This window comes from Rhodococcus sp. MurmanLake-1, from assembly GCF_056945715.1.
Window position 1 is genome coordinate 336,136 of the sequence record NZ_JBWZNF010000002.1, and the last position, 22,985, is coordinate 359,120.

A 22,985-nucleotide genomic window follows, 5' to 3' on the forward strand; every position below is an offset into this window, starting at 1 on the left:
ACTTTCACTACCAAGTCGTTCTTTCGACGTAGTCGCGGAACGTCCGGGCGGGATCGGACAGCTCGCGGCTCTTCGACCAGATCAGCCCTATTTTTCGCTGTGCTCCTTCGATCGGTACGTAGACGACTCCTTCGGCCCAGATCGGTGGATCCTGCACCGGCATGACCGAGACACCGAAGGACGCGGAGACCAGTCCGCCGACCGTTGCCAGCTCGCTGCTCTCGAAGACGAAATTCGGAGTGAATCCTGCGGCCGCGCACAGTTCATCGAGAATTCTTCGCATCCCGAAGTTCGGATGCATACCGATGAACGGTTCGTCGGCCGCGTCCGCAAGCTCGACCGAATGCAACTTCGCAAAGCGATGATCAGCCGGAACAGCCAATGCCAGTGACTGCTGGGCGATCTGCATCCATGCCACCTGCGGATCACGCGGCTGCGGCGAGACGACGGCCAGGTCGGACGTGCCGGCGGCAATTCTGTCGACCAGGAACTGCGCACTGTCCTGATGCAGTTCGAATCGCACTCCGGGATGCTCGACGCGGTATCCGCGCAGCATGTGCGGCACCAACCAGGTGCCGAACGAGTGGAGGAAGTCGAGCCGGACCGTGCCGCTTTCGGGGCTCGCCAGCGACTGGATTTCGCTCTGCGCCGCGTCGAGTGAGTGAAGAGCGGTGCGAGCGTGTCGGTAGAGGATCTCGCCGTACCGGTTCAGTTCGAGCCGGCGTCCCTGACGGTCGAAGAGCGTCACTCCGATCTGTCGTTCGAGGCGTGCGAGTTTGCGCGAGAGCGTCGGCTGCGACAGGTGAGTCAGATCCGCGGTAGCGGTCACCTGTTGGGTTTCGGCGAGAACGACAAACCATTCGAGGTCTTCGGTCAGCATCACGAACCCAATCTATATACCTATGACGCATATAGAACTCCAAGTTTATGCATTTTCTTTTGTCGAAGCGCGGCGGGAGGATTCTTACCGGAGGTAAGTGATGCCTGGAGGTATGTGGTGACTGTCGAGAATGTGATCGAATCCGAAGTGGTGCCGCTTCGCCGCGGAACATCGGGGTATCGCACGGTGACCGTTGCGCTGTTCGCGGCCGGGCTGTCGACATTCATCTCGATGTACGCGGCACAGGCATTGCTGCCTGCGTTCGCCGAAGGCTTCGACGTCTCGCCCGCGGTGTCTGCACTTTCGGTCTCGGCGACGACGGGCATGTTGGCGTTGGCGATCATCCCGGCCAGTGCGCTCTCCGAGCGGTTCGGTCGCACACGGGTGATGATCGCGTCGGCGTCGGCATCCTGTGTGATCGGTTTGCTTCTGCCACTCAGTCCGACGATCGAGGTTCTGCTGATCGGACGCGCGGCGCAAGGCTTGGCTCTGGCGGGGGTCCCGGCGGTGGCGATGGCCTATCTGGCCGAGGAGGTCGATCGGAAGGACCTCGGTGCAGCGATGGGAAGGTACGTAGCCGGCACGACGATCGGTGGGCTGATCGGACGGCTGGTTCCGTCGGCCGTCGTCGATTTCAGTACGTGGCGCTGGGCATTGGTGACTGCGGCCTTGCTGTCAGCGTTGTTCGCGCTCAACATGATCCGGAAGCTCCCCGCGTCGAAGTTCTTTCGCCCGCAGCCGGTGTCGGTGCGTGCGATCGCATCGAATCTACGACGCCACCTTGCGAACCCGTCGCTGCGCACGCTTTTCGCCTTGGGGTTCATCCTCATGGGCGGATTCGTCTCGATCTACAACTTCCTCGGGTTTCGGCTCACGGCAGCTCCTTTCGGACTTCCTGAAGCACTTGTCGGCCTGGTCTTTCTCTTCTACCTCGCCGGAACTTTCACCTCAGCGGTAGCCGGCGGGGCCTCGGACCGGCTGGGTAGGCGCAGTGTTCTGCTCGGCTCGGTTGTTGTCATCGGTATCGGTCTGGCACTGACCGTTCCGGACAATCTGGCGTTGACTCTCGTGGGGATGCTGCTCTTCACCGGAGGATTCTTCGCGGCACATTCGGTGGCCAGCGGTTGGGTGGGGCTGATCGCGACCGATCACCGGGCCGAGGCGTCGGCGTTGTATCTGTTTGCCTATTACGCGGGTTCGTCCGTGGCGGGCGCCCTCGCTGGTCTCGCGTACGCGGGCGGCGGTTGGGGTGGGGTCAGTGCCTTTGTGGGCGCGCTGCTGTTGGTTGCGTTTGCATTGTCGCTGAGGATGTTTCGATCTTCGACGGTTGACTGAACAGAGCACTGCGGCGACCCCGAACGGGATCGCCGCGTGCGTTCTGTCTAGCGTTTTACTTCTTGCCGCCGCCGAGGAGGCCGCCGAGCAGGTCTCCGAGGCCGCCGCCACCGGATCCACCCAGGATGCCGCCGAGTGCGCCGCCGATGCCGCCGCCGGAATTGCCGCCGCCGCCGAGAATTCCGCCGAGGAGATCCCCGAGCCCGCCGCCACCGGAGGCCTGGCTCTGCGCGCCGGCGCCGCCACCGGTGAACTGCTTGGCGAGGTAGGCCAGGACGATGGGAGCGAGGATCGGCAGCAACTGCTTCACCAGATCGTTTCCACCGCCGCCACCGACACCGCCCAGTGCGCTGGCGACCTGATCGGTGTTGCCGCCGAAGATGTTCGAGACGATCTTCTGACCGTCAGCGGTGTCGACTTTGCTGATGTCGACGCCGTCGTCGAGAAGGCTGGTGTCAGCGTGCGACTGCAGCGCACTTTCGAGTGAGACTGCGCCTGCGGGATCCTGAGCGTTGGCGCCGAGGCCACCGACGAGGGTCGGAAGTGCAGTCTTGACCGCCGATTCGGCAGTTGCCTGGTCCACGCCGAGTTGCTGCGCGATCTGGTCGATGGGGATCTGGGATAGAAGGTCGTCAAGCGATGCCATTGATGCCCTACCTCTTCTGGGGTACTACTCGTCAGTACCCGGCTGTTGCAGACACTAGTGAATGTCGGCGTCGACGGTAACCCTCCGGTTGCCGAGCGGTCAGGCTCGGGTCTTCTCGCGGGGGACCAGACACGCTAGGAGAGCGAGAATCAGTCCGCCGGCCGTCAAGATGAATCCTGTCTGATTTGTCAGGATCGTGGAGTAGTTTTCCCTGATGACATTGTCGAATTGATCGTTCACTCGGTAGTAGAACGTGCCCAGAGTTCCCAATCCCACGATGATTCCGATCCACGCTGAAATACGAGAACCGAACAAAGCGGCGATCAGAATCAATACGGCTGCAGCGAGCAGAAGTATCGCCATCGAACGGTAGAAGGTCACGGACTGATCGCCGAGTTGCTCGATTGCCCACCCGGCCGGAAAACCGTCCCGCAGGTCCTCGAGGCGAACGTTGTTGGGTTTGACCCCGGCCAGTACGTACATGAACGAGCCGACGGCAACGGCGATTCCACAAATGAGCAGAACCAGATGAACTAACGTGCGCATGCCACTCTCCCTGTGTTCGGAGTTCGGTAACGCGGTCGTCGCCGAGCCTAGCTGTGTCGCGGGTGTCAAGCGCGGTATCGAGCGTGCAGAATCGTCTCCATGCCCGACAACATGCGTCGACTCGAAGAGATCTCGTTGTCCCTGCCGGAGGCAGAGCGCGTCGACATCGAAGCGTGGGACGGCCACCCGACCTTCCGGGTCCGCGGCAAGAACTTCGTGTTCTGCAACGTCGAAGCCACCTCCTTGACCGTCAAGTTGAGCAAGGAGGAAGCCGAAGCGGTGGTGGCCACCGAACCAGGCGCAAGCGCTGCCGGCTACGGTCTCGGTCGCCACGGGTGGGTTGCGCTCGACATCGGCACCGACGTTTCCGAGGAGAAATGGTCGCAACTGGAGGAATGGATCTACACCTCGTTCACCCTCGTTGCTCCGAAGCGGCTTGCCCGGATCGTTCTCGATGCGGATGAGGAACGCCCGTAACGGATAGATTCGTCAGTACAGACGCCGACTAGACGAGGATTTGTCATGACGACACCGGAAACTTCACCGGCCACCGCAAAACCGGGCATGCCGCCGTGGGCGAAGAAGGCCATCGGGATCGCAGTGATGGCGGTGGTCCTGGTCATCGCTTACTTCATCCTTGCCGCCTTCCTTCCGCGTTGGTGGGCGCAGCGAATTGCGTCGTTGGCGAACGGCAGCTTCAGCGCCGGAATCGCGTGGGGACTGCTGTTCGGTCTCGTCTGCACCCTGGTCCCGCTCATCTTCTTCCGAGCGGTCTGGCAGGTGCGCAAGCGCAAGCATGCTCGAATCATCCAGATCACGGCTCTCGCGTTGGGTGTGATCTTCGCGCTGCCGAATCTGCTCTCTCTGACAGTTGTTCTCGGCAACAACAATGCAGCGCATGCGGGCGAGCGGATCCTCGACGTCGACGGCCCCGGTTTCCGCGGAGCCTCCGTTGTCGGTGCAGTCCTGGGCGTTGCGTTGTTCCTGGGTCTTGTTGCGCTCGGTTATATGTACAAAAAGCGTGGCAAGGATCTCGACAAGATGCGCGGTGAGCTCAAGCAACACGAGCCGCAGAGTAAGGGCGAGGCTCCAGCCCCGGAAATCTGAGTCAGCTCTTCGACCGAGTACTCAGGCCGACACCGACTCCGACGGTTCCCGCCGCCACCAGTCCGGCGAGCGGGACCGCCCAGTGTCCGGCAAATGTGCAGGCGAGAACCAGGATTGCGCTCACCGGTAGAACAGCCTGCTCGATCCTGTCACGCTTGAAGTGTCGTGAGTGCATGAGCCACACGAAGATCAGGAACATCGCGGCGGGGATCGTGACCGCGGCAGATGCTGCGAACGTCGAAATGTGCGCCTCGCCAACTGCTTCCTCGACGGCTACTTCGATGCCGACGCCGATGGCCGCAGCGGATCCGAATACGAAGTAGTGCCCGTATCCCCACAACAGGACGGCGCGATTGCCCTGGTCTGCGAGGTACTCGTGGATCGGGACGGCGAAGTAGATCCACAACGCAGAGAACACGATCAGAACTCCGCCGACAGCAATCGGAATCAATAGGTCGGCGGCGTCGAAATCACGAATGCCGGATTGGACCGCGATGGTGGCGGCAGCAATGGTTTCGCCGAGCATGATGATGGTGAAGAGGCCGTAGCGTTCGGCGATGTGTTGCGGGTGCCACGGCGTCTGGTGGTTGCGCTCGGCGATTGCCGGCACCGCGAGTTCGGCGATCATGAGAACGAAGAAGCCCGGAATCCACGCCGACGCCGGCATCAGGAGCAGCACGATCCAGCCGGCCTGGACGATCACGAGCCCGGCGGCGTATTGCAGAGCAGTGGTTCGCGCTGCACCGGATTCACCGCTGGCGGCTCGAAGCCATTGGCAGGTGAGCGCAATTCGCATGATGAGGTAGCCGACGATGGCCGTCGTACGGTCGGTTCCGTCGAATGCGTCGGGGATTCCGGCGGCGAAGACGAGCACGCCACAAATCTGTACGAAGGTCGCGACCCGGTAGGGGACGTCGTCCGTGTCGTAGGCAGACGCGAACCAGGTGAAGTTCACCCACGCCCACCACAGCGCGAAGAAGACGAACATATAACCGGCGATGCCGTCGACGTAGTGGCCCTCGGCAACAGCATGCACCAGTTGAACTCCGGCCTGTGCGGCCGCAACCACGAAACACAGGTCGAAGAACAGTTCGAGTGGCGTCGATGCGCGATGGTTCTCGTCGCGGCTGCGTGCGCGCATCCGGATGATCGGCATAACGGCCCGGCCGTGGCCCGCGCCTGTACTGGTGTGTTCTGTCATCGTCCCCACCTTGCTCCGACGTCTAGTGCAGGAGCGCAGTCTAGGGCGAATTCCGTCGGGTCGACGAATGAGACATTTCGCCCCTCACCACACGAGAACGGGTTTGATGACGCGCCCCGACGCTTGATCTTCGACGGCTTTGTTGATGTCGGAGAAGGCGTAGCGCGTCACCAAGCGGTCGATCGGAAACCGGCCACCAGTGAAGAGTTCGACGAGTTCGGGGATGAACGTCGAGACTTCCGACTCTCCTTCGATGCATCCTCGAATTGTCTTTCCGCTCAGCATGATGTCGGCCATGTTCACCTCGACCGTGGATGCTCCGAGTCCGACTACCGCCAGTGTTCCCCGTGCTCGAAGTGATGTGACGGCTTGATTGATCACGGAGCCGATTCCGGTGGTGTCGAGGGAATGCGTCGAACCTCCGTCGGTGGCGGCGCGGACCGCGTCGAGCGCATCTTCATTCGAGGGATCGACAGTGACGGCGCCGAATTCCTCGGCGAGTTCGCGCCGCTGCGCAACGGGGTCCACGGCGACCAGGGTGGAAACGCCGGCAGCCCTCGCCGCCAGCAGCGCTGCGAGTCCGACGCTGCCTGCCCCGAAAACGGCAAACGTCGAGTCGGGCTCGGGGCGAAGTAGATTCAGCACGGCACCCGCGCCGGTTTGAAACCCGCAGCCGAGCGGAGCCGCGACGGTCAGGTCCACCGCAGGATCGACGACGACGGTGTTGTCGGCAGAGGCGATGACGTATTCCGCGAAGCTGGACTGGCCGAAGAATGCGGACCGTATCGGAGTTCCGTTTCGCCGGACCGGCGTCGAGCCGTCGGTGCGTGCGCCAGAGCTGTTGAGCCCGTGTGAGCTTTCGCAGTACGCCCGATGGCCGCTGAGGCATTGCCTGCATACACCGCAACTGCGGTAGCTCAGCAATACGTGATCACCAGCCGCGATGTTGTCGATCGACGAGCCAACGGCTTGCACGACGCCGGCGCCTTCGTGTCCGAACACGCAGGGCCCGAGCTTTTCCGGTAGCACCGTCTTCGTGAACAGATCCGTGTGGCACAGGCCTGTCGCGACGATGCGAACCAGGATCTCGTCTGCGCGGGGTTGGTCGATCTCGACGGTGTCGAGTGTGAAGGGGGAGTGCGGGCCGTGTGAGAGCGCCGCTGTCATCTGCATGGCGGACGTCGAATTCTGTTCGGCGCGAATCACGCTCGCTCGAGCAGGAAGTAGTAGTGCTGTCCGCCGTCGAGAACCAACGCCGATTTGCCGTTCATGATGCCCATGAGCGTCGAATCGTCGACTTTCTTGAAGTGGTCGAAGATCGGCGCGCCGTCGTAGACCATCGTCGCCGTGACTTCGCCACGAAACTCGATGTTCCACAGACTTGCCTCGCCATTGCCGCTCTTGACGTCGGAGTAGAGGTTGCCGTCTTCGTCTCGGCAGATCAACGGCTTGGCATCCTCGACGGAATTGAAAGTCTTGCCGTACCAGCGGCTCGCGAACAGTTTTTCGTGCAGACGATGACCGGTGGCGAAGTCGTCGCCCTTCCATTCGCCGAGGATTTCTTCGGCGGCAACGGTTTCCAGCGCGGCCCACACTTCGTCGAGTTCTGCTGGTGAAACACCACTTTCCGATCCACGGAGCCGGGTGAATGCGGTTCGAGCGTCATCGAGATTCATGTCTCTCCTTGCGTCGGCGGGTGAGTTGGCCGAAGTTCGCGAACCAAATTGTTCGTCAACTCTGCACGCTACGCCGAACCGGATGGTTCGGCAACGGTCGATTCGTTCTAGGCTGTGAACATGCGCTCAGCAGGGGAAGCCACGAGAGACCGCATTCTGGCGGCCGCAAAGGACGAATTTGCGACGTACGGCCTGGCCGGCGCGCGGATCAATCGGATCGCCGCGCAAGCGCGTGCCAGCAAGGACCGTCTCTACGCGTACTTCGCGAGCAAGGAAGAGTTGTTTTCTGCCGTCACTGAGCAATGGACGTCCGAAACCACAGCGGAGACAGCGCTACGAGGTGATGATCTGCCGGGGTATGCAGGTCGACTCTTCGACAACTACGTAGCGCATCCCGAGAACGCTCGATTGCAGCAATGGGCGGATCTCGAAGCACCGGACGTCATGAGCGAGGACGACATACGAAGCAAGACGTTCCGGCCGAAGGTAGCCGAGATTCGCAAAGGTCAACTCGAGGGACACATCGACCCCGAGTGGAATCCCGCGGAGTTGATTCTGTTGATCACCGACATCGCCCGGATGTTCGCGCTCAAGTCGTCCCGTCCCGTCGCTCAGCGTCGCGAGGCTGCGGTCGGGGCGGTTCAGCGGTTGATCGCGACGTGACGAACCGGATGTGCAACGTGATCAATGGCCAACGCCGCGTTCCCTTGTGCTCTCGCACGAGGGGACGCGGCGTTGAATTCCAGTTCGGAGCGGGTCAGAGCTTGACCGACGGCTGACCACTCCTGATACGACTTACCTCGGATCGAGCGAATTCGACTCGGCCGGTGTTGGTTCCGTGGGAGTCTGCCAGAGCGTCGGCGAGGTCTGCCGCGGCTTCGAGGACGTATTCGGCGCGTTTACGGGCCGCGTGTCCGCCTGCAGATTTGCGGAAAGCCCTGCGTGCCTTGTGGTCGCCGCACAGAGCGACGAATTCTTCGTCCGTGATGACACCACGGTCGACTTCCGGTGCCAGGATGTCGCTCAGGAACTGGCGTTCACGTGGAACCGTCATTCGAAACACGCGGACCACGAGGGTCAATGCAGCGGCGACCATGACAAAGAAGAGCGGAAAGAGGAGTGCATTCTTGCCTTGTGTCAAGGCACCGGCGGAATCCCACAGGCCGTGGAGCAGCATCGCGGTCGCCATCAGCGCGAGTCCGCGCCCCACACGACGCGGTTCCGCCGGCCGTCCCAGTAGATAGACGAGTCCGGCACCGAAGATCGCACTGTACAGAGTGTGTGCGGCCACTCCGAATACCATGCGGAGGATGATCGTCGGCATCGCAGCGCCGACCGGATCGGCTCCGAACTGCGACGCGGCCGAGTTCAAGGCGTACAGAACGTCTTCGAAGATCTGGAAGCCGAGTCCGATGAAGGCGCCGAGGATGAATCCGTCGAATGCGGTGCGCACCAATCGAGATGCCAGTGCGATGAGCAGGAGCAACCCGATGCCCTTGGCGATTTCTTCGGTGAACGGAGCTGTCAGGCCGGGGCCCCAGTCCGATGCCCACGCCTGTCCGAATGTCTTGGCGTACAAGGACAAGATGGCGTCGTTGGCGTTTGCGGCCATCACCCATGTAGCGGCGAAGCTGCCCCACAGGAACGCAACGACGATCAGTTTGACCGGTTGGCGCGCGTACCTGTCGATGTGCTGCGTGAACCACCAGAAGATGGCGCCGTACACACCGAACAGCACCAGCGAAAGCGCGATGGCTTCTCCGTAAGCGCCGGCGGACGACGACAGCAGCGAGAAGAATTTGAAGGCGCCGCTCACCACCAAAGCGAGGTAAACCCAGAAAGCGGCGTTGCGCGGCTGGTAGAACGTGAACGACCTACCCCAACCGGAGTTCTCGATCGCACCGGCGCGGGTGAGGAGATCGTTTGCGGGTTGTGTTGTGGGAGTGCTCATCAGGAACCCTCTCCGGCTCGGTGGCTGATGCTCACGATCATGTGAGCAATGTCGTCCGTGATGGTCGGAGCCACATCGCTCGGCCCGGTGGAGACAACTTCGATGCCTTTTCCGTCGACGACAAATGCTGCGATCACGCCGTCGGCAGTCGAGTTCGAGTAGCTGGTGATGACACCACGAATGCCGCTCGCCGTGGTGATCGAGGAAGAGTCGCCGCTGACGCGCAAAGACTCTGCTGTTGCCAGGGCGTCCGAGGTCTTCTTGATCTGTTCGAGTAGAGCGTTCGCGTCACCGGCGAAGGGTGCCGTGTAGACGGTGAACAGTGCACCGCTGTTCACCAGAGTTGCGCGCTGCGGGAACGAACCGGAGACGGGAGCATCAGTTTCGCGGACCCCGTCTGTGATTCCCCAGCCGACGGCGGGAACGAAGGTGATGCCGTCTTTGAGTTCCATGACATCCCCGGCCACGACTTCGTCGTCGTAGGCGACAGAGTTGTTGACGGCCGGGATGAGGATGCTCATGACTATCGCAACGGCCAGCACTATCGCTGCCGGGATGATGGTCGCTCGGTCCAGGCCGAACCATCTACGGTCGACGGGAACCCAGCGATCCTCGGGTTCGAATGGCGTCCGCGGCGGGTCGTCCCGCACTGTGGTTTCCGTTTCGGTCATGTTTGCCCGGGCTTTCGTGAGTGCTTGGTAAGGCGTTCGCGGGCCGCAGTATCCGATTTGTACTGCACGCCGTTTGTGCTGGGTCGACAGCGAATCTGAGGAGTGCGACTCAGGGGGTAAAAGTACCAAACAGAACGATTCAGGCAGGACGTGAACCTGGACATCGCCTTGGGGGAGTTTCGAAAGGCGCCGGCCCCGGCGTCTGCACGATGTTTACGTGATTCTCAGTATTGGTGCGTAGCTTGGTCGTTGGCTCGTTGACGCCCTCGGGATGTTGACGTGCCGCCCAAACTTTTGTTGTCGACTGTTCAGATACTGGTGAGCTAAAGGATCGCGGCCGGCCACCCGTACTGAATATCGTCGACACTCAGCGTGTTCCTTAGACGCGCGCACCTGTTCAGTATCTGGAGTGGAACCGTGTCTCAGTGGCCGTGCCAATGAAGATCTCGAAGAAGGTAGCCCTGGTGCTGGTGGCTGCATTCGCGTTGACGTTGGGTTCGGGGGAAGTCGGAACCGCCCGCGCAGACACGTCTGTCCGGGTGAGTGTGGCCGGTCATGTTGTGAGCGCCGGACACTTCGAGCAAGTGCGGCGCCCCAACCGGTGTGTGAAGGCTGGGCCGGGGAAGTCGAAACCGAGCGAGCAGAAGTCCACGAATCGCAGTGGGCGTCGAGGTAGCGGGGGATGCTTCTGACGGTGGTTGCGAAGTTCCGCAATCAGCCGTCCTGAATCTGTAACACGTTCTAATCTTGCGTGATGGACGTGACCTATGAGGGGACCAAACGCGAAGTCGCTACCGACAAGGGGACTTTGCGCTTTCACGAGGCGGGCGATGGTCCGCCGTTGATCCTGTTGCACGGCTCAGGGATCGGTGTGAGTGGTTGGCGGAACTATCGGGGGAACCTCGAGGTATTCGCGAAGCATTTCCACTGCTACATCCTCGAGTTCCCGGGTTTCGGCGTGAGCGATCCCGTCGACGGCCATCCGGTGATCACGGCAGCGTCGTCGGTGATCCGATTCATGGACGCGCTGGGAATCGAATCGGCTGCGATGATCGGCAATTCGATGGGTGGGGTAGTCGGCGTCAACGTCGCGATGAGGTTCCCGGAGCGTGTCTGCAGGCTGGTCACCATCGGTGGCGTCGGCCCGAACATCTTCAGTCAGAACCCAAGTGAAGGTACCCGTCTCCTGCAGGACTTCGCCGACGCTCCCAGCCGTGAGAAGTTGGTTCGATGGCTCGAATGCATGGTGTACGACAAGACTGTCGTCACCGAGGCGCGGATCGAGGAACGATGGGAAACGGCCAACGATCCGGCCTCGCACCAGGCATTGACCGCGATGTACGGATCCAAAGCCTTTGCCGCTCAGCAGCAGATGATGTCCAACTCGGATGTGCCGCCGTACTGGTCGATGATGCACAAGGTGCAATGCCCGACCTTGCTGACATGGGGGCTCGACGACAGGCAGTGTCCACCGGACATGCCGATGATTCCGATGCGACTGATTCCGAACGCCGAACTGCATGTATTCCCGAACTGCGGGCACTGGGTGATGATCGAAGCCAAGGAGGCATTCGAGCGCGTGACCCTCGAGTTCCTGCTTCGATGACCTGCTGATGCATTGATGTGGCACGAATTGATGTGGCATGAACGCACAAGACCCGGCGCCTCTGAATGAGGCGCCGGGTCTGTGTTTGTGCCCCCAGTAGGACTCGAACCTACGACCTGCGGATTAAAAGTCCGTAGCTCTACCAACTGAGCTATAGGGGCGCGGCGCAGAGTCTAACGGGACCGCAGAGTCCGTGAAAACACCACCCCCACCAGAAGGGCGATTCCGATGACGGCGATGGTCCCGCCCGTGCGATGCAGACCCGCGTCGTCGATGGTTCCGCGCATGGTCAGCTCGATGACGACGGCCGCAAGGTTGGCGCCGATGTACTGGATTGTTCGGTAAAGGCCGATCGCGGTCCCGACGTCGGCGGAGGTGGTCACCGAGTTGATCAGGTTCTGGTTTCCCATGTTGTTGAAGCCGTTGGGGATGCCCAGGATCGCCGCTATCAGCAGGAGTGCCACAAGGGGAGTCGAACTGGATTCGACAAAGGCGATCAGAATCCCGCCGACAGCCAACGCGGCGGTGCCGATCAGGAGGGTGATTCGTGCGCCGAATTTCCCGTACACCCTGGACGCGGACATGGTCGCGAAGATCCCGACCGCAGCGACGGGCAGCATGAAGAGCCCGGCGCTGATCGGTGACATTCCGCGGGCTACCTGTAGCCACTGGGGGAGTCCGAAGAAGATGCAGTAGAACGCTGTGTAAGTCAGCAGGGTCCGGCCGAGAGTCATGCTCAGTGCGCGGTTTCGGGCGACGGCACGGACGTCGATGAACGCCGAGGCGGTTCGACGTTCCCACCAGACGAACAGGAACGCGAAGAGGGCCGTCGACGGGACGAGATACCACTTCGCGTGCTCGGCGAGAGACAGGAGGAAGAGCATCGTCGACGTCGTCAGGGCCAGAAACAGCGTGATACCGAGTGGGTCGAGTGACTTGAACAACGCAGCGGCGCCGGCCCGGTCGGGCAGGGCGGAGTCGCTCGGAGCGGCGAAGAAGACCCATATGGCAGTGACGACGACAAGCGGGAGGTTCACCCACATGATCGACTGCCAACCGAGTGTGCCGACCAGCAACCCGCCGAGAGTAGGCCCCAGCGCGACGACCGATTGAGCGCAAATGGTGAGTGTTGCTATAGCTGAACGGGTTTGAGCCCGGTGACGGTCAGCGTATTCGCGGATGACGGTCATCGCATTCGGATACTGTGTCGCCGTGCCGATTCCGAGCAGAATCCGCGCCGCGATAAGCCAACCCAGCGACGGGGCGAGCGAGCCGAGGATCGATCCGGCAGCGATCAGACCCAATCCCGCCAGATAGACGCGTTTGGCGCCGAGGATCGATCCGAGTCGCCCCGCCGCCGGTGCCGTGACTGCAGTCGCGATGTAGAGAGCCGAGATGACCCACGCTGTGCCCGAACTGGAACCGAAGTATGTGGCGATCGGGACGATTGCCACCGCAATCATCGACGAGTTCAGTGCCTGAAGGACGGTTCCCGAACCGAGAGCAAGACTCAGTTTCAGGGGAACGGAGGCTTGGGGTGTCGACGTTTCGGCGACGGCGGTCACGGGTTCATCAGTGACTCCTCTGATATCGGTGTCGATGCTGATGGCGGGGAAGCGTCCTGGCCTAGTGTGCGCAGGATGCGGCCGGCGATCAGCAGCAAGTCACGTTCGGCTTCGGTGCACTCGGCGTCGATGACCTCGGCCAGCCACTGCGTGCGTTTCGTTCGGTCTTCGTGAAGGGTCGATGTGCCTAGTTCGGTCATCGTGACCAGGGCCGCGCGGCCGTCCGATGGATCCGCCCTTCGCGTCACCATGCCCTGTTCCTCGAGCGCGGCCACGGTCTTGGCGATGGATTGCGGTGTGACGCGCTCGAATTTCGCCAACTCTTTTGCGGTCAACGGACCTTGTCGGTCGAGGTGGCCGAGAGCTTGGATCTGGCTCGGCGTGAGTTTGTGGTCGTGGCGTTTGGTGCGGAGACGCCGGACGAAGGCACCCAGATCGTCCCAAAGTACGTCGATCTCGTCCCGAGCCTTGCTGCGACCCTCGCCATCGTTCATTTAGACAGTCTAACTGTGTTATTTCGATGCTGCCAGCACGGTTTCGACAAAAACTGGGGAATAAACAATCGCATTAGTTGTTTAAAATCTTGGGATTGCCGTTCATCCGTCGGCGAAGCAGTTCCGTCTGCGAGGTCGGATTATCGGAATCTCGGACACGAAAAAGCTCGGATGCGCACCCCCTGTGGCACACCCGAGCGGCCAAAACCATACCACTTGGTGTCTTTTGGGCATAAAGTCGGTTGTTGTCCCCCGAACAGCCGATTGCCTCTAGTACTTTTGGCGGGTATCGCTCTAGTCCTTACGTAGGGTGTGTTGGAGGGGATATTGTGAGGTTTCGGGGGATGACAGGCGCCGATCACGGCGATTCTGCGTACCAACTCTGCGAGAGGCACAACACCGTAAATGGCACGTCAACAAGAGCGTGCGCGGCGTACCCGCGCCGCCCTGGTCGAAGCGGCTGCAGTCGAATTCGCCAAGCGCGGCTATGCAGCTGCGTCGGTGAACACGATCCTCGAGGGCTCCCGCGCCACCAAAGGCGCCATGTATTTCCATTTCCAGTCCAAGGAAGAGTTGGCGCGAGCGGTTCTGACCTCGGCTATCGAAACCTTCACTGGAATCACTGATCGTTGGGCCAAGAGAACAGACCTCGATCCATTCGTCGCATTGCACGGGCTCGTGCTCGACATTGCCGAGGTCTTCCGTACCGAGGTAATCGTGCAGGCGGAATTCCGGCTGATCATCGAGCCGGAGTTCTACAAGGATGTGCAATCTGGTGGCGGGCAGGTCTGGGGAAAGACCGCCTACGAGTTGGCATTGCGCGCCAAGGACGACGGTTTGCTCCGCGAAGACGTGGACCCGGAGAAATTCACGCGCGTACTGGCAGCGAGCCTTGCCGGCCAGCGGTACATGGCGGACCTGATTGCCTCGAGTGGCGATCTGGGTGTGTGGTTCGAGGAGTCCCTCGAAGTGGTGCTCGAGGCCATGGCCACACCGGAGTGGTTGGAGAAGTTTCATCGCGACGGCTGGCCACAAGTGGAGTTCCCCGACGCGGAATAGTCCACTTTTCGCCCATGACCAGGCGATTTGTGATTTCCGAACGCTGTGCCATAAGCTATCCAAGCTCCCAACGGAACGCCGTTGGGGTACTAGTTCGGAGAGATCCGGCGGGCCCCCTTCGTCTAGCGGCCTAGGACGCCGCCCTTTCAAGGCGGTAGCGCGGGTTCGAATCCCGTAGGGGGTACGTTTTGCGAAAGCGAAACGATGCAGTATGGTTTGATCCGCACGACACGCTTTGAGATGCACAAATGCCAGGCCAGGACAGTGGTTTGGGAGCGGCTCGAAGATGTAGTACGGTTTCACAGCAAGGAAAAAGCAAGGCCCTGTGGCGCAGTTGGTTAGCGCGCCGCCCTGTCACGGCGGAGGTCGCGGGTTCGAGTCCCGTCAGGGTCGCAAAGCTTTGTTCTCAATCAATTGGTTGAGAACAAAGCAATGCGATAGGCATTCGGTTCGGGTGCCGTCCGGCCAGGTAGCTCAGTTGGTACGAGCGTCCGCCTGAAAAGCGGAAGGTCGCCGGTTCGATCCCGGCCCTGGCCACCATAATTCTTATCGACAAGCTCCAATCTCATGTTCTTCGAACATAAGGTTGGAGCTTTTTCGTGTTCGGATGTCAGTCGCCGTCAACCACTCGGCCCGATCATCTCAGTTGTGCGCGTCCTTTGTCTCCGTGAATATTTCCGGTCACCGGGAACGTGCTGGGCGTCACTCCACGGAGGACATCACTATTAGCCGATTGCGGCCGATCCGTGGCTGCGTCTACTGGAAGTGAGGTGGAATCTCCGTGTCGCACTCGAGATCTTGGCGCATCGGGAAAGTCAGCCGGGTCGCCGTCGCGTTGCTCGGTACCGGGGTTCTGTTGGTGGGCTGCGCGAGCAACGGTGACGACAGCGGGACCGATACGACGAACACGTCGGGGGACGTCGTGACCGGCATGGTCAACGAGCAATCGGACCCGGGCGACGCGGTCGCCGGCGGGACCATGACGTACGGCGTGCAGGTGCTCGTTCCCTCACTCGACCCGACCAAGACGGCAGCGCGCGGCGGTTCCGGCGGTGAGGCCTTCGCTGCTGTGTACGACGTCCTGATGAGTTACGACACTGCGAGCGGCGAGTTCGAGCCCAAGTTGGCTCAATCGCTCGATACCAGCGACGACGGAAGCACGTGGACGTTGAAACTTCGCGACGGTGTGAAGTTCAGCGACGGTTCCGCGCTCGACGCCAACGCCGTGATTGCAAGCATCGATCGGTACAACGCGGGCAAGGGCAATGGCGCCGAGTTGTGGCTGGCTTCGGTGGAATCGGCGCAGGCAAGCGGCCCCACGACGGTCGACTTCAAGCTGAAGACGCCGTGGATGCGCTTTCCGTCGATGCTCGCTCTCGGGCACGGGATGATCGTCGCCCCGAGTTCGCAGCAAGGCGACAAGTTCACCGCGGTGGGTGCCGGACCCTTTACCGAAGATCTCTTCACGCCGAGCGTCGAGCGAATCTTCAAGGCCAACCCGTCCTACTACGGCGGCGCTCCCAAGCTGGACAAACTGCGGATGGTTGCACTCAACGGTCCGCAGGCCAATCTCGAATCATTGAACAGTGGTCAGCTCGATGTTGCCTACATTCGCGGCCTTACTTCGGCGATCAATTCCGCCAAGTCCGCTGGTTACCCCGGTTACATCGACGTGCTCAACGCCGGTAGTGCCGAGATTGTCAACAATCGTGAAGGCCGACCGGGCTCGGATGTTCGCGTTCGCCAGGCTATCGGCTACGCGCTGGACACGACATTGATCGATCAGCGCGTGGAAAACGGTGAGGGACTGCCTGGCTCGGAGTTGTTCGGTCCGACGTCGCAATGGCACGTGGACACACCGGGTATTGCCTACGACCCCGAAAAGGCCAAGGAACTTCTGAATCAGGCGAAGGCAGACGGATACGACGGCACTCTCGACTACGTCGTGCTCAGTGAGCCCAAGGACCACGCGATCGGCCTCGCCGTGCAGTCACTGTTGCAGGCCGTCGGGTTCGAGGTGAACTTGATCTTGGCCAACAACGCCGGCGACATCGTGCAGAACGTCTACGTCAAGCACGATTTCGACCTGGCGCACGCGGGCATCGGAATGTACGAGTCGATTCTCGATCTCGGATTGTTCTCCACGACCAACAGCACCTCGATGGCGAATACTGCTGGATATGCGAACCCGGCGATGGATCAGCTGATCGCAGATCTACAACAAGCCAAGAATAATTCGTCGACCCTGGCGATCATCGGCAAGATTCAGACGCTGTGGAACGAGACGGTTCCGTCGGCGCCGATCGGCGGGCTCACGTCGTTCTGGGCTTGGCAGAAGAACGTGCACGGTGTGGTTCCGACTGCAACCGGCATCATGCTGTTCGATCAGGCATGGATGGGCGCGAAGTAGCGTTCCAGCGCACACCGAGAGCCCCGTCCGACGCGAGTCGGGCGGGGCTCTTTCGTGTCTACGTCGGCTAGCGTTGCGCAACCCTTTCGATCAGGATGATTGTATTGAAATATGTTGTAGGTCAATATGATTCGCTAAGCGCGATTTGACTTGTTCAGCGTCGCCCGCATAGATTGCATCCACCATCCAGAGTGGCTGAGAGACCTGGCTCGATGATGCCGCAGCAACCCGCTACCTAACCGCAGTGTGGGTGCTACCGCCAGGACCGATGGAGGACACATGACTGTATTTGCCGTGGGTATCGAACTGGACGGCGAGGGCACTCACCCCGCTGCCTGGCGCCGAAGCTCACATCGCCCGGATCAGTTGCTCACGGGTAAGGCTGTGCGCGATCGCGTCGCGGCTGCCGAGAATGCGGGCTTCACCTTCGCGACGTTCGACGATTCCATCCTCCCTCCGAGTGGTGACATTGTCGGCCGCATCGATGCCGTCTCCAGGGCGTCATACGTGGCGGCGACGACCAGCACGATCGGACTGGTCCCCGTCGTCGGGACCACGTACGCCGAACCGTTCCACACCTCTTCGCAATTGGCGACATTGGACTACTCCTCGCGTGGGCGTGGCGGCTGGCTTGCTGTTCCGGTCGAAGACGATGCCGCGGCGAGGGCGTGGGGGAGGGCTCCGGTAACGACGGAGTCGGCGCGTCAGCAGGAGCAGCGGGATTCGGTTACCGTCGTGACAGATCTCTGGGATTCGTGGGAGGACGACGCCGTCGTCCGTGACTATCTCAGTGGGCGTTTCCTCGAGCGTGATCGTCTGCATTACGTCAATTTCGAGGGCGACACCTTCTCGGTGAAGGGGCCGTCAATCGTTCCGCGGCCGCCGCAAGGCCAGTTGGTGGTGTTCGGCCGCTACGGCGCCATCGAACCACACCAGGCCGATGTTGTTCTCGTTTCCGGTGATTCGGTGGAGGCCATTGCACAGTCGGCTGCCAAGGCGCGCGATGAGGGCGCGTCATTGGTGGTCGCCGAGGTCGATGTGGCATTCGATACGCCGAATCTGTCTGCGGCGCAGCGGTTGATCGAGCTGAACTCGTACGGGAATGCCGTCGTCACTGGCCGACTGCTCCTGGCTGCAGATCCGGGGGAAGCGGCCGTGGTTCTGAAGGAATTGGCCGGACACCTCGACGGTGTTCATTTCCACGCTCTCGTGATCGACGAGGACCTTCCGGTGCTGGCCAAAATCGTGCTTCCGGCGCTGTCGAAGTCCGGGTTGACGCGACGCCCGGTTCCGGGATCGACTCTGAGGGGCAACCTCGGCCTGCAGCGGCCCGCAAATCGATTCGTCCACTCCTCCTGACTTGACTTCGCGCTAAGGACATTTCGGCTATGACTGCATCACGCTCCGCCGTACCTCGACCCGACGCTCACGTTCACTTCGGCGTCTTCTTCCAAGGGGTCAACCACACCACCATCTGGTCCGATTCCTCGAGCGGATCCCAGATCGACTTCGAGACGTTTCGGCGGTTGGTACTCACCGCCGAGCGAGGTCTGTTCGACGCCTTCTTCCTCGGCGAGGGCCTTCGTCTTCGCGAGCAGAACGGCAAGATTCTCGATCTGGATATCGCCGGCCGCCCCGACGCCATTGCGCAGTTGGCCGCCCTCGCCGGTATCACCGACAAGATCGGGTTGGTCGCGACACAGAACACCACGTACAACGAACCGGCCGACCTCGCCCGTCGACTCTCCGGCCTCGATCTACTTTCCGACGGACGGGCCGGCTGGAACGCGGTCACCACTGACAACGCTTGGACGGGAGAGAATTTCCGTCGCGGTGGTTTCCTCGACCACGCCCTGCGTTACGAGCGTGCCGGGCAGTTCATCGAAACCGCGCGGGCACTGTGGGATTCGTGGGCCGACGACGCGATCTCGGACTCTCGCACGTCCGAGAACTGGTCGACTCCGGGAGCCGTGAGCGACGTATGCCGCCAGACTTCGCAGTTCGACATCACCGTGACGCCGACGCTTCCCCGCAGCAGACAGGGACATCCGGTCATCTTTCAAGCGGGCGATTCGCCGACTGGACGCGATTTCGCGGCGACGCACGCCGACGTCATCTTCTCGCGACACGGGACGCATTTCGACGGCGCACTCGACTTCGCCGACGACATTCGGGCTCGGTTGCGTAGCGTCGGGCGACCGGAGGACGACGTCAAGATCCTGCCCAGCACGCAGATCGTGTTGGCGGAGAACGAGTCCGAGGTCGAGGAGAAGGCGCGGTGGGTCCTCGAAGGTCAGTTCACCGGCCAAACCGCACTGTCCCTCGTCGGATTGGTGTGGGGGATGGACCTTTCCGACCGAGACCCGGACGGTCCACTACCGGAGGAAGATCCGGTTGCCCGCCCGGTGTCCGAGACGCGCGGTTCCGCACGAGACGGCAACGACCCCATTGCGATCGCACGTGAATGGCGGGCTCTCGCCGAGGCAAAGAATCTGTCCCTACGTCAGGTCGCCATCGAGACCTCGCAGCGTTCGGGTTTTGCGGGCACTCCGGGGCAGGTGGCAGATCAGTTGGTCCATTGGGTGCGCAACGGAGCTTCGGACGGCTTCAACATCTCGCCGTACCTGGTGCCGACCGGCCTCGACGAGATCGTGGACTGGTTGATCCCGGAACTGCAGGAGCGTGGGGCGTACCGCACCGAGTACTCCACGTCGACGCTGCGAGAGCACTTGGGGTTGCGACCGCCGCTCACGCGTCGGGCCGCGTCTGAAGTTGCGGGGTAACGGGTCCTGTCCCAAACGGTCACAGCGGCGGCCGAATCCACCAAGCTCGATTCGGCCGTCCGCTGGGAGATCATCGTCTGCGTAGCCGCGGGCTTCACCACTCTTCTCGATTCGGCGGTGCTCGGAATCGGGGTTCCGTCGATCCGGGCGTCGCTGGGCGCGTCGACCTCCGAGGTGCAGTGGATCCTTGCGAGCTATTCGCTGACTTTCGGCTTGGCCCTTGTGCCGGCGGGCCGACTCGGTGACGTCGTCGGGCGTCGACGCTTGTTCTTGGCGGGGCTGAGCATTTTCGCTGTGATGGGAATCCTCGGAGCATGTGCGTCGGATCCGTCGATGATCGTGTTGGCTCGTCTTGGGCAGGGGATCGGCGCAGGCACCATCAGTTCGCAGGTGCTCGGCATCATCACCGACCGGGTGTCCGGAAAGGCTCGGGCGAAGGCGTTAGGCGCGTACAGCACCGCGGGTGGTCTGGCCGGGGTTTCCGGACCGATCCTCGGTGGCGTTCTGCTGAAGTATTCCGACGCCGACTTCGGATGGCGGTTGCTTCTCGTTCTCAACGTGCCGTTTGCCGTGATCACTCTGATTTTGGCGTTTCGCTTTCTGCGCCGTGATCGAACTACCCGATCGGGCGCATCGATCGATCCGGTTGGGCTGTGTCTGCTGGCGACTACGACCGGGCTCCTGTTGTGGCCCATCGTGACCCGAACCAGTGTCACTGTGGCCGCGGCTTTGCTGATCGGTGCGTTCGGCGCTGCCGTTGCCTTCTGGTTCTGGGAACGTCGGTACGCCGGCCGCGGCGGGACGCCGGTACTGCTTCCGTCGTTGATCGCCTCACGGGGCTTCCGACTGGGCACGACGGTTGCACTCTTCTGGTTCGGATCCATCCTCGCCGTCAACGCGGTGCTCAGCCTCTATCTGATCGAAGGTTTGGGCTTCGCCCCCCTGAGTGCGGCGTTGATCATGACCGGTAGCTCACTCGCGATGGCATTGACGTCGGCTTTCGGATGGCGGCTGGTTGCCAGGTTCGGCCGAAGTGCAGTGGTTTTTGCCATAGTCGGCGAGATCCTTGTCATCCTCGGGTACATCGCAGCGGTCAATCTGATTCCGCGGGAACATCTGATCCCGGTGCTGGTGGCCCTGGCGGTGTTGTCGGGAGTTGCCAGCGGTTTGGTCGACGCGCCCAATCGGGTGCTGACTCTCGAATATGCACCGCCGGGCGCGAACGGTGTTGCGGCGGGTTTCCTTCAACTGTCTCAGCGCCTGTCAGCGACCATCTCGCTGGCCGCGGTATCGGGGTTGTATCTCGGTGTACTCGGATCGTCGCCCGACGGATACGGACGTGCGTTCGGGATTGCGCTTGCCGTCTGCGTGGTCATGTTGACGCTCTCGTTGGCGGGAGCGGTGGCAGACCGACGCCGGCGAAGGACGTGACCTGGTATTTCGTGGGTCTACATGGACCTCGGGAGGCCGAGCCCGTGTGACTCATGGGACTTGTGTTACCCATGGGTTAGGAGTCGTGGGACGATACTTGTGTGGTGACCGGTCGCAGTGAAGACAAGCCCAACGGTCGCGGGAGTGGAGAGCCAGTTAACTCACCCCGTGGATCGTCGGACAAACGTGACCGCACATCGACACCCTTCCGCGCTCGAACGGCTATGTGGACGAATCGGCCACTGTTCGATTTCCATATGATCGTCGGTCTGGTCGTGCTGATCGTCGCGTTCGGACTGCTGATGGTGCTGTCGTCTTCGGGCGTCGAATCCTATGTTCTGTCCGGGACGTCCTACGCCCGCTTCTGGCCGCAGTGCATGTTCGCAGCGATCGGTTTGGTGATGTTCGTGGCGGTCGTGCGGTTGCCGACCGAAACGATGCGTAGAGCCTCACCATGGCTGCTGATCCTGTGTCTTGTTCTGCTTGTCCTGGTGCTGATTCCAGGTATCGGCTCGGAACAGATGGGTGCTCGCAGCTGGTTTGTGATCGCGGGTATTTCCTTCCAGCCGTCGGAGCTGGCCAAACTTGCTCTGGCGATCTGGTCCGCGGCGACGGTTGCGTCGTTCATGAACGCGCGGATGGATGTCAACCGTGCGCTGCCGGTGATCGGCGGTACGACGCTGCTGGTTCTGGTTCTGGTGGTGTTGGAGAAGGACCTCGGAACCACGATCACGATCGGCATCATCTTCATGTCGGTGCTGTGGTTCGGGCTGTTCCGGATGAAGACGTTCATCAGCCTCACGCTCGGTTCCGCAGTCGCATTTCTCGTGCTCGGGCTTACTGCTGGTTACCGCTCGGATCGCATCAAGGCTTTCCTCAATCCTGATCTCGACCCGCAAGGCTTGAACTTCCAGAGCACTCAGGCCAAGTACGCATTGGCTAACGGCGGCATCTTCGGTCGCGGTCTGGGGCAGTCCGACGCCAAATGGAGCTATCTCCCGCAGGCGCACAACGACTTCATTTTTGCCGTGATCGGTGAAGAATTGGGTCTGGTCGGTGCGCTGATCGTCGTTGCTCTCTTCGCCGCGGTTCTGATCGTCGGACTGCGGATCGCGAAGCGGTCCACCGATCCGTTCCTCAAGGTCATGACGGCGACGGCAACGACGTTGATCGTCGTGCAGGCGTTCATCAACATCGCCTACGTCGTTGGCCTGATTCCGGTGACCGGTCTGCAACTACCGCTCATCTCGGCGGGCGGAACGTCGATGATCACCACCTTGCTGATGTTCGGGCTCATCGCGCACGCAGCCTTCCGTGAGCCCGAGGCTGTCGCCTCGGCCGAGAGCAGCGGTCGCGGTTGGATTCCGCTGGTCTTCGGCAAGCCTCGGTTCGGCATTGCCAAGAAGCCACAGACTGACCGACGTCGGCCGCCTGCTCGCCGCGCCCAGCCTGCCCCTACTGGTCAACGCCGACCGGAGCGACGGGCGCCGCAACCCGACAGGCGCCGGACTCAAGCGCCGGGCCGACGCGCACCGTCGCGCGACTGGTCGGAAGATCCACGTAGACGCGGCCGATCCGATCGGCCGCGGCGCGCTTCCTGATCTCGGCCAGTCCTACTGGCGGC

Annotated in this window: 22 protein-coding genes, 4 tRNA genes and 1 riboswitch; of the genes, 15 read left to right on the forward strand and 11 right to left on the reverse strand. The window is 61.6% G+C overall.

All coding sequences use genetic code 11. The features are described from left to right. Positions 1-7: 7 nt before the first annotated feature. Positions 8-883 (reverse strand): LysR family transcriptional regulator, encoded by an 876-nt coding sequence (locus AC2ETI_RS07955; RefSeq protein ID WP_021332119.1) that lies wholly within the window; start codon positions 881-883, stop codon positions 8-10. 114 nt (positions 884-997) lie between these two features. Between AC2ETI_RS07955 and AC2ETI_RS07960 the strand changes: the two genes are divergently transcribed. Further along, a complete protein-coding gene (locus tag AC2ETI_RS07960; protein WP_069145687.1) occupies positions 998-2,215 on the forward strand; it encodes an MFS transporter in 1,218 nt (405 codons plus the stop codon). Positions 2,216-2,270: 55 nt separating this feature from the next. Here AC2ETI_RS07960 and AC2ETI_RS07965 read toward each other — a convergent pair whose 3' ends face one another. After that, positions 2,271-2,861: a DUF937 domain-containing protein gene (locus AC2ETI_RS07965; RefSeq protein WP_483633757.1), complete on the reverse strand. Its 591-nt coding sequence runs from the start codon at positions 2,859-2,861 to the stop codon at positions 2,271-2,273. A 99-nt stretch (positions 2,862-2,960) separates the two neighbouring features. Beyond that, positions 2,961-3,407, reverse strand: coding sequence for a hypothetical protein (locus tag AC2ETI_RS07970; protein ID WP_020970602.1), 447 nt, complete (start codon positions 3,405-3,407; stop codon positions 2,961-2,963). Positions 3,408-3,506: 99 nt separating this feature from the next. On the opposite strand from AC2ETI_RS07970, the gene AC2ETI_RS07975 reads away from it, so the two are divergent. Further along, a complete protein-coding gene (locus tag AC2ETI_RS07975; RefSeq protein WP_007733864.1) occupies positions 3,507-3,884 on the forward strand; it encodes an MmcQ/YjbR family DNA-binding protein in 378 nt (125 codons plus the stop codon). 45 nt (positions 3,885-3,929) lie between these two features. After that, on the forward strand, positions 3,930-4,514 hold the full coding sequence (locus tag AC2ETI_RS07980) for a hypothetical protein (RefSeq protein ID WP_020908915.1): 585 nt from the start codon (positions 3,930-3,932) through the stop codon (positions 4,512-4,514). A 1-nt stretch (position 4,515) separates the two neighbouring features. Here AC2ETI_RS07980 and AC2ETI_RS07985 read toward each other — a convergent pair whose 3' ends face one another. From AC2ETI_RS07985 to AC2ETI_RS07995, 3 genes are all read right to left on the reverse strand, one after another. Next, positions 4,516-5,715 carry a low temperature requirement protein A gene (locus AC2ETI_RS07985; protein ID WP_483633758.1) on the reverse strand — a complete coding sequence of 400 codons (1,200 nt, stop codon included), beginning with the start codon at positions 5,713-5,715 and terminating at the stop codon, positions 4,516-4,518. Between the two features lie 84 nt (positions 5,716-5,799). Then, positions 5,800-6,888, reverse strand: coding sequence for an NAD(P)-dependent alcohol dehydrogenase (locus tag AC2ETI_RS07990; protein WP_483633844.1), 1,089 nt, complete (start codon positions 6,886-6,888; stop codon positions 5,800-5,802). A gap of 29 nt (positions 6,889-6,917) precedes the next feature. Next, positions 6,918-7,391, reverse strand: coding sequence for a DUF4334 domain-containing protein (locus AC2ETI_RS07995; RefSeq protein ID WP_019745072.1), 474 nt, complete (start codon positions 7,389-7,391; stop codon positions 6,918-6,920). Between the two features lie 120 nt (positions 7,392-7,511). On the opposite strand from AC2ETI_RS07995, the gene AC2ETI_RS08000 reads away from it, so the two are divergent. Then, positions 7,512-8,054, forward strand: a complete 543-nt coding sequence (locus tag AC2ETI_RS08000; protein WP_029256113.1) for a TetR/AcrR family transcriptional regulator — start codon at positions 7,512-7,514, stop codon at positions 8,052-8,054. A gap of 94 nt (positions 8,055-8,148) precedes the next feature. On the opposite strand, the gene AC2ETI_RS08005 is transcribed toward AC2ETI_RS08000, so the two are convergent. Further along, positions 8,149-9,342: a PrsW family intramembrane metalloprotease gene (locus AC2ETI_RS08005; RefSeq protein WP_019745070.1), complete on the reverse strand. Its 1,194-nt coding sequence runs from the start codon at positions 9,340-9,342 to the stop codon at positions 8,149-8,151. Then, a complete protein-coding gene (locus AC2ETI_RS08010; RefSeq protein WP_046379179.1) occupies positions 9,342-10,013 on the reverse strand; it encodes a hypothetical protein in 672 nt (223 codons plus the stop codon). The genes AC2ETI_RS08005 and AC2ETI_RS08010 overlap by 1 nt, the downstream gene beginning before the upstream one ends. A 425-nt stretch (positions 10,014-10,438) precedes the next feature. Here AC2ETI_RS08010 and AC2ETI_RS08015 point away from each other — a divergent pair, with 425 nt between their 5' ends. Beyond that, positions 10,439-10,705, forward strand: coding sequence for a hypothetical protein (locus tag AC2ETI_RS08015; RefSeq protein ID WP_134771706.1), 267 nt, complete (start codon positions 10,439-10,441; stop codon positions 10,703-10,705). 62 nt (positions 10,706-10,767) lie between these two features. Beyond that, the gene (locus AC2ETI_RS08020) at positions 10,768-11,619 is read left to right on the forward strand and encodes an alpha/beta fold hydrolase (RefSeq protein ID WP_134999847.1); all 852 of its coding nucleotides are present in this window, start codon (positions 10,768-10,770) and stop codon (positions 11,617-11,619) included. A gap of 88 nt (positions 11,620-11,707) precedes the next feature. Here the strand turns inward: AC2ETI_RS08020 and AC2ETI_RS08025 are convergent. From AC2ETI_RS08025 to AC2ETI_RS08035, 3 genes are all read right to left on the reverse strand, one after another. Next, positions 11,708-11,780: transfer RNA gene (locus AC2ETI_RS08025), tRNA-Lys, on the reverse strand. A gap of 12 nt (positions 11,781-11,792) precedes the next feature. Beyond that, complete coding sequence (locus AC2ETI_RS08030; RefSeq protein ID WP_069145692.1) at positions 11,793-13,184, reverse strand: MFS transporter; 1,392 nt, start codon at positions 13,182-13,184, stop codon at positions 11,793-11,795. Beyond that, positions 13,181-13,678, reverse strand: coding sequence for a MarR family winged helix-turn-helix transcriptional regulator (locus AC2ETI_RS08035; RefSeq protein WP_046379130.1), 498 nt, complete (start codon positions 13,676-13,678; stop codon positions 13,181-13,183). The genes AC2ETI_RS08030 and AC2ETI_RS08035 overlap by 4 nt, the downstream gene beginning before the upstream one ends. A gap of 405 nt (positions 13,679-14,083) precedes the next feature. On the opposite strand from AC2ETI_RS08035, the gene AC2ETI_RS08040 reads away from it, so the two are divergent. The 9 genes from AC2ETI_RS08040 to ftsW all read left to right on the forward strand — a co-directional run bounded on the left by AC2ETI_RS08040 (position 14,084) and on the right by ftsW (position 22,962). Continuing rightward, the gene (locus tag AC2ETI_RS08040) at positions 14,084-14,737 is read left to right on the forward strand and encodes a TetR family transcriptional regulator (protein WP_019745065.1); all 654 of its coding nucleotides are present in this window, start codon (positions 14,084-14,086) and stop codon (positions 14,735-14,737) included. A gap of 111 nt (positions 14,738-14,848) precedes the next feature. Beyond that, a tRNA-Glu gene (locus AC2ETI_RS08045) sits at positions 14,849-14,921 on the forward strand. 135 nt (positions 14,922-15,056) lie between these two features. After that, positions 15,057-15,130, forward strand: a tRNA-Asp gene (locus tag AC2ETI_RS08050). Positions 15,131-15,200: 70 nt separating this feature from the next. Further along, positions 15,201-15,277 (forward strand) — tRNA-Phe (locus AC2ETI_RS08055). Between the two features lie 241 nt (positions 15,278-15,518). Next, entirely contained in the window at positions 15,519-17,147 is a 1,629-nt protein-coding gene (locus AC2ETI_RS08060; RefSeq protein ID WP_483633759.1) for an ABC transporter substrate-binding protein, read from the forward strand. A 179-nt stretch (positions 17,148-17,326) separates the two neighbouring features. Then, positions 17,327-17,422: riboswitch (SAM riboswitch) on the forward strand. A 4-nt stretch (positions 17,423-17,426) separates the two neighbouring features. After that, complete coding sequence (locus tag AC2ETI_RS08065; protein WP_483633760.1) at positions 17,427-18,506, forward strand: LLM class flavin-dependent oxidoreductase; 1,080 nt, start codon at positions 17,427-17,429, stop codon at positions 18,504-18,506. 29 nt (positions 18,507-18,535) lie between these two features. Then, positions 18,536-19,930 carry an NtaA/DmoA family FMN-dependent monooxygenase gene (locus AC2ETI_RS08070; protein WP_483633761.1) on the forward strand — a complete coding sequence of 465 codons (1,395 nt, stop codon included), beginning with the start codon at positions 18,536-18,538 and terminating at the stop codon, positions 19,928-19,930. A gap of 69 nt (positions 19,931-19,999) precedes the next feature. Then, positions 20,000-21,361 carry an MFS transporter gene (locus AC2ETI_RS08075; protein WP_483633845.1) on the forward strand — a complete coding sequence of 454 codons (1,362 nt, stop codon included), beginning with the start codon at positions 20,000-20,002 and terminating at the stop codon, positions 21,359-21,361. 224 nt (positions 21,362-21,585) lie between these two features. Beyond that, entirely contained in the window at positions 21,586-22,962 is a 1,377-nt protein-coding gene (ftsW, locus tag AC2ETI_RS08080) for a putative lipid II flippase FtsW (RefSeq protein ID WP_020908900.1), read from the forward strand. The last annotated feature ends 23 nt before the right edge of the window (positions 22,963-22,985 follow it).

What these genes read in the sequence shown, in the direction of transcription:
- AC2ETI_RS07965 (WP_483633757.1), bottom strand. Translation starts at nt 2,861, where the DNA reads ATGGCATCGCTTGACGACCTTCTATCCCAGATCCCCATCGACCAGATC.
- AC2ETI_RS07970 (WP_020970602.1), bottom strand. Translation starts at nt 3,407, where the DNA reads ATGCGCACGTTAGTTCATCTGGTTCTGCTCATTTGTGGAATCGCCGTT.
- AC2ETI_RS07975 (WP_007733864.1), top strand. Translation starts at nt 3,507, where the DNA reads ATGCCCGACAACATGCGTCGACTCGAAGAGATCTCGTTGTCCCTGCCG.
- AC2ETI_RS07980 (WP_020908915.1), top strand. Translation starts at nt 3,930, where the DNA reads ATGACGACACCGGAAACTTCACCGGCCACCGCAAAACCGGGCATGCCG.
- AC2ETI_RS07985 (WP_483633758.1), bottom strand. Translation starts at nt 5,715, where the DNA reads ATGACAGAACACACCAGTACAGGCGCGGGCCACGGCCGGGCCGTTATG.
- AC2ETI_RS07990 (WP_483633844.1), bottom strand. Translation starts at nt 6,888, where the DNA reads ATGCAGATGACAGCGGCGCTCTCACACGGCCCGCACTCCCCCTTCACA.
- AC2ETI_RS07995 (WP_019745072.1), bottom strand. Translation starts at nt 7,391, where the DNA reads ATGAATCTCGATGACGCTCGAACCGCATTCACCCGGCTCCGTGGATCG.
- AC2ETI_RS08000 (WP_029256113.1), top strand. Translation starts at nt 7,512, where the DNA reads ATGCGCTCAGCAGGGGAAGCCACGAGAGACCGCATTCTGGCGGCCGCA.
- AC2ETI_RS08005 (WP_019745070.1), bottom strand. Translation starts at nt 9,342, where the DNA reads ATGAGCACTCCCACAACACAACCCGCAAACGATCTCCTCACCCGCGCC.
- AC2ETI_RS08010 (WP_046379179.1), bottom strand. Translation starts at nt 10,013, where the DNA reads ATGACCGAAACGGAAACCACAGTGCGGGACGACCCGCCGCGGACGCCA.
- AC2ETI_RS08020 (WP_134999847.1), top strand. Translation starts at nt 10,768, where the DNA reads ATGGACGTGACCTATGAGGGGACCAAACGCGAAGTCGCTACCGACAAG.
- AC2ETI_RS08035 (WP_046379130.1), bottom strand. Translation starts at nt 13,678, where the DNA reads ATGAACGATGGCGAGGGTCGCAGCAAGGCTCGGGACGAGATCGACGTA.
- AC2ETI_RS08040 (WP_019745065.1), top strand. Translation starts at nt 14,084, where the DNA reads ATGGCACGTCAACAAGAGCGTGCGCGGCGTACCCGCGCCGCCCTGGTC.
- AC2ETI_RS08065 (WP_483633760.1), top strand. Translation starts at nt 17,427, where the DNA reads ATGACTGTATTTGCCGTGGGTATCGAACTGGACGGCGAGGGCACTCAC.
- AC2ETI_RS08070 (WP_483633761.1), top strand. Translation starts at nt 18,536, where the DNA reads ATGACTGCATCACGCTCCGCCGTACCTCGACCCGACGCTCACGTTCAC.
- ftsW (WP_020908900.1), top strand. Translation starts at nt 21,586, where the DNA reads ATGTGGACGAATCGGCCACTGTTCGATTTCCATATGATCGTCGGTCTG.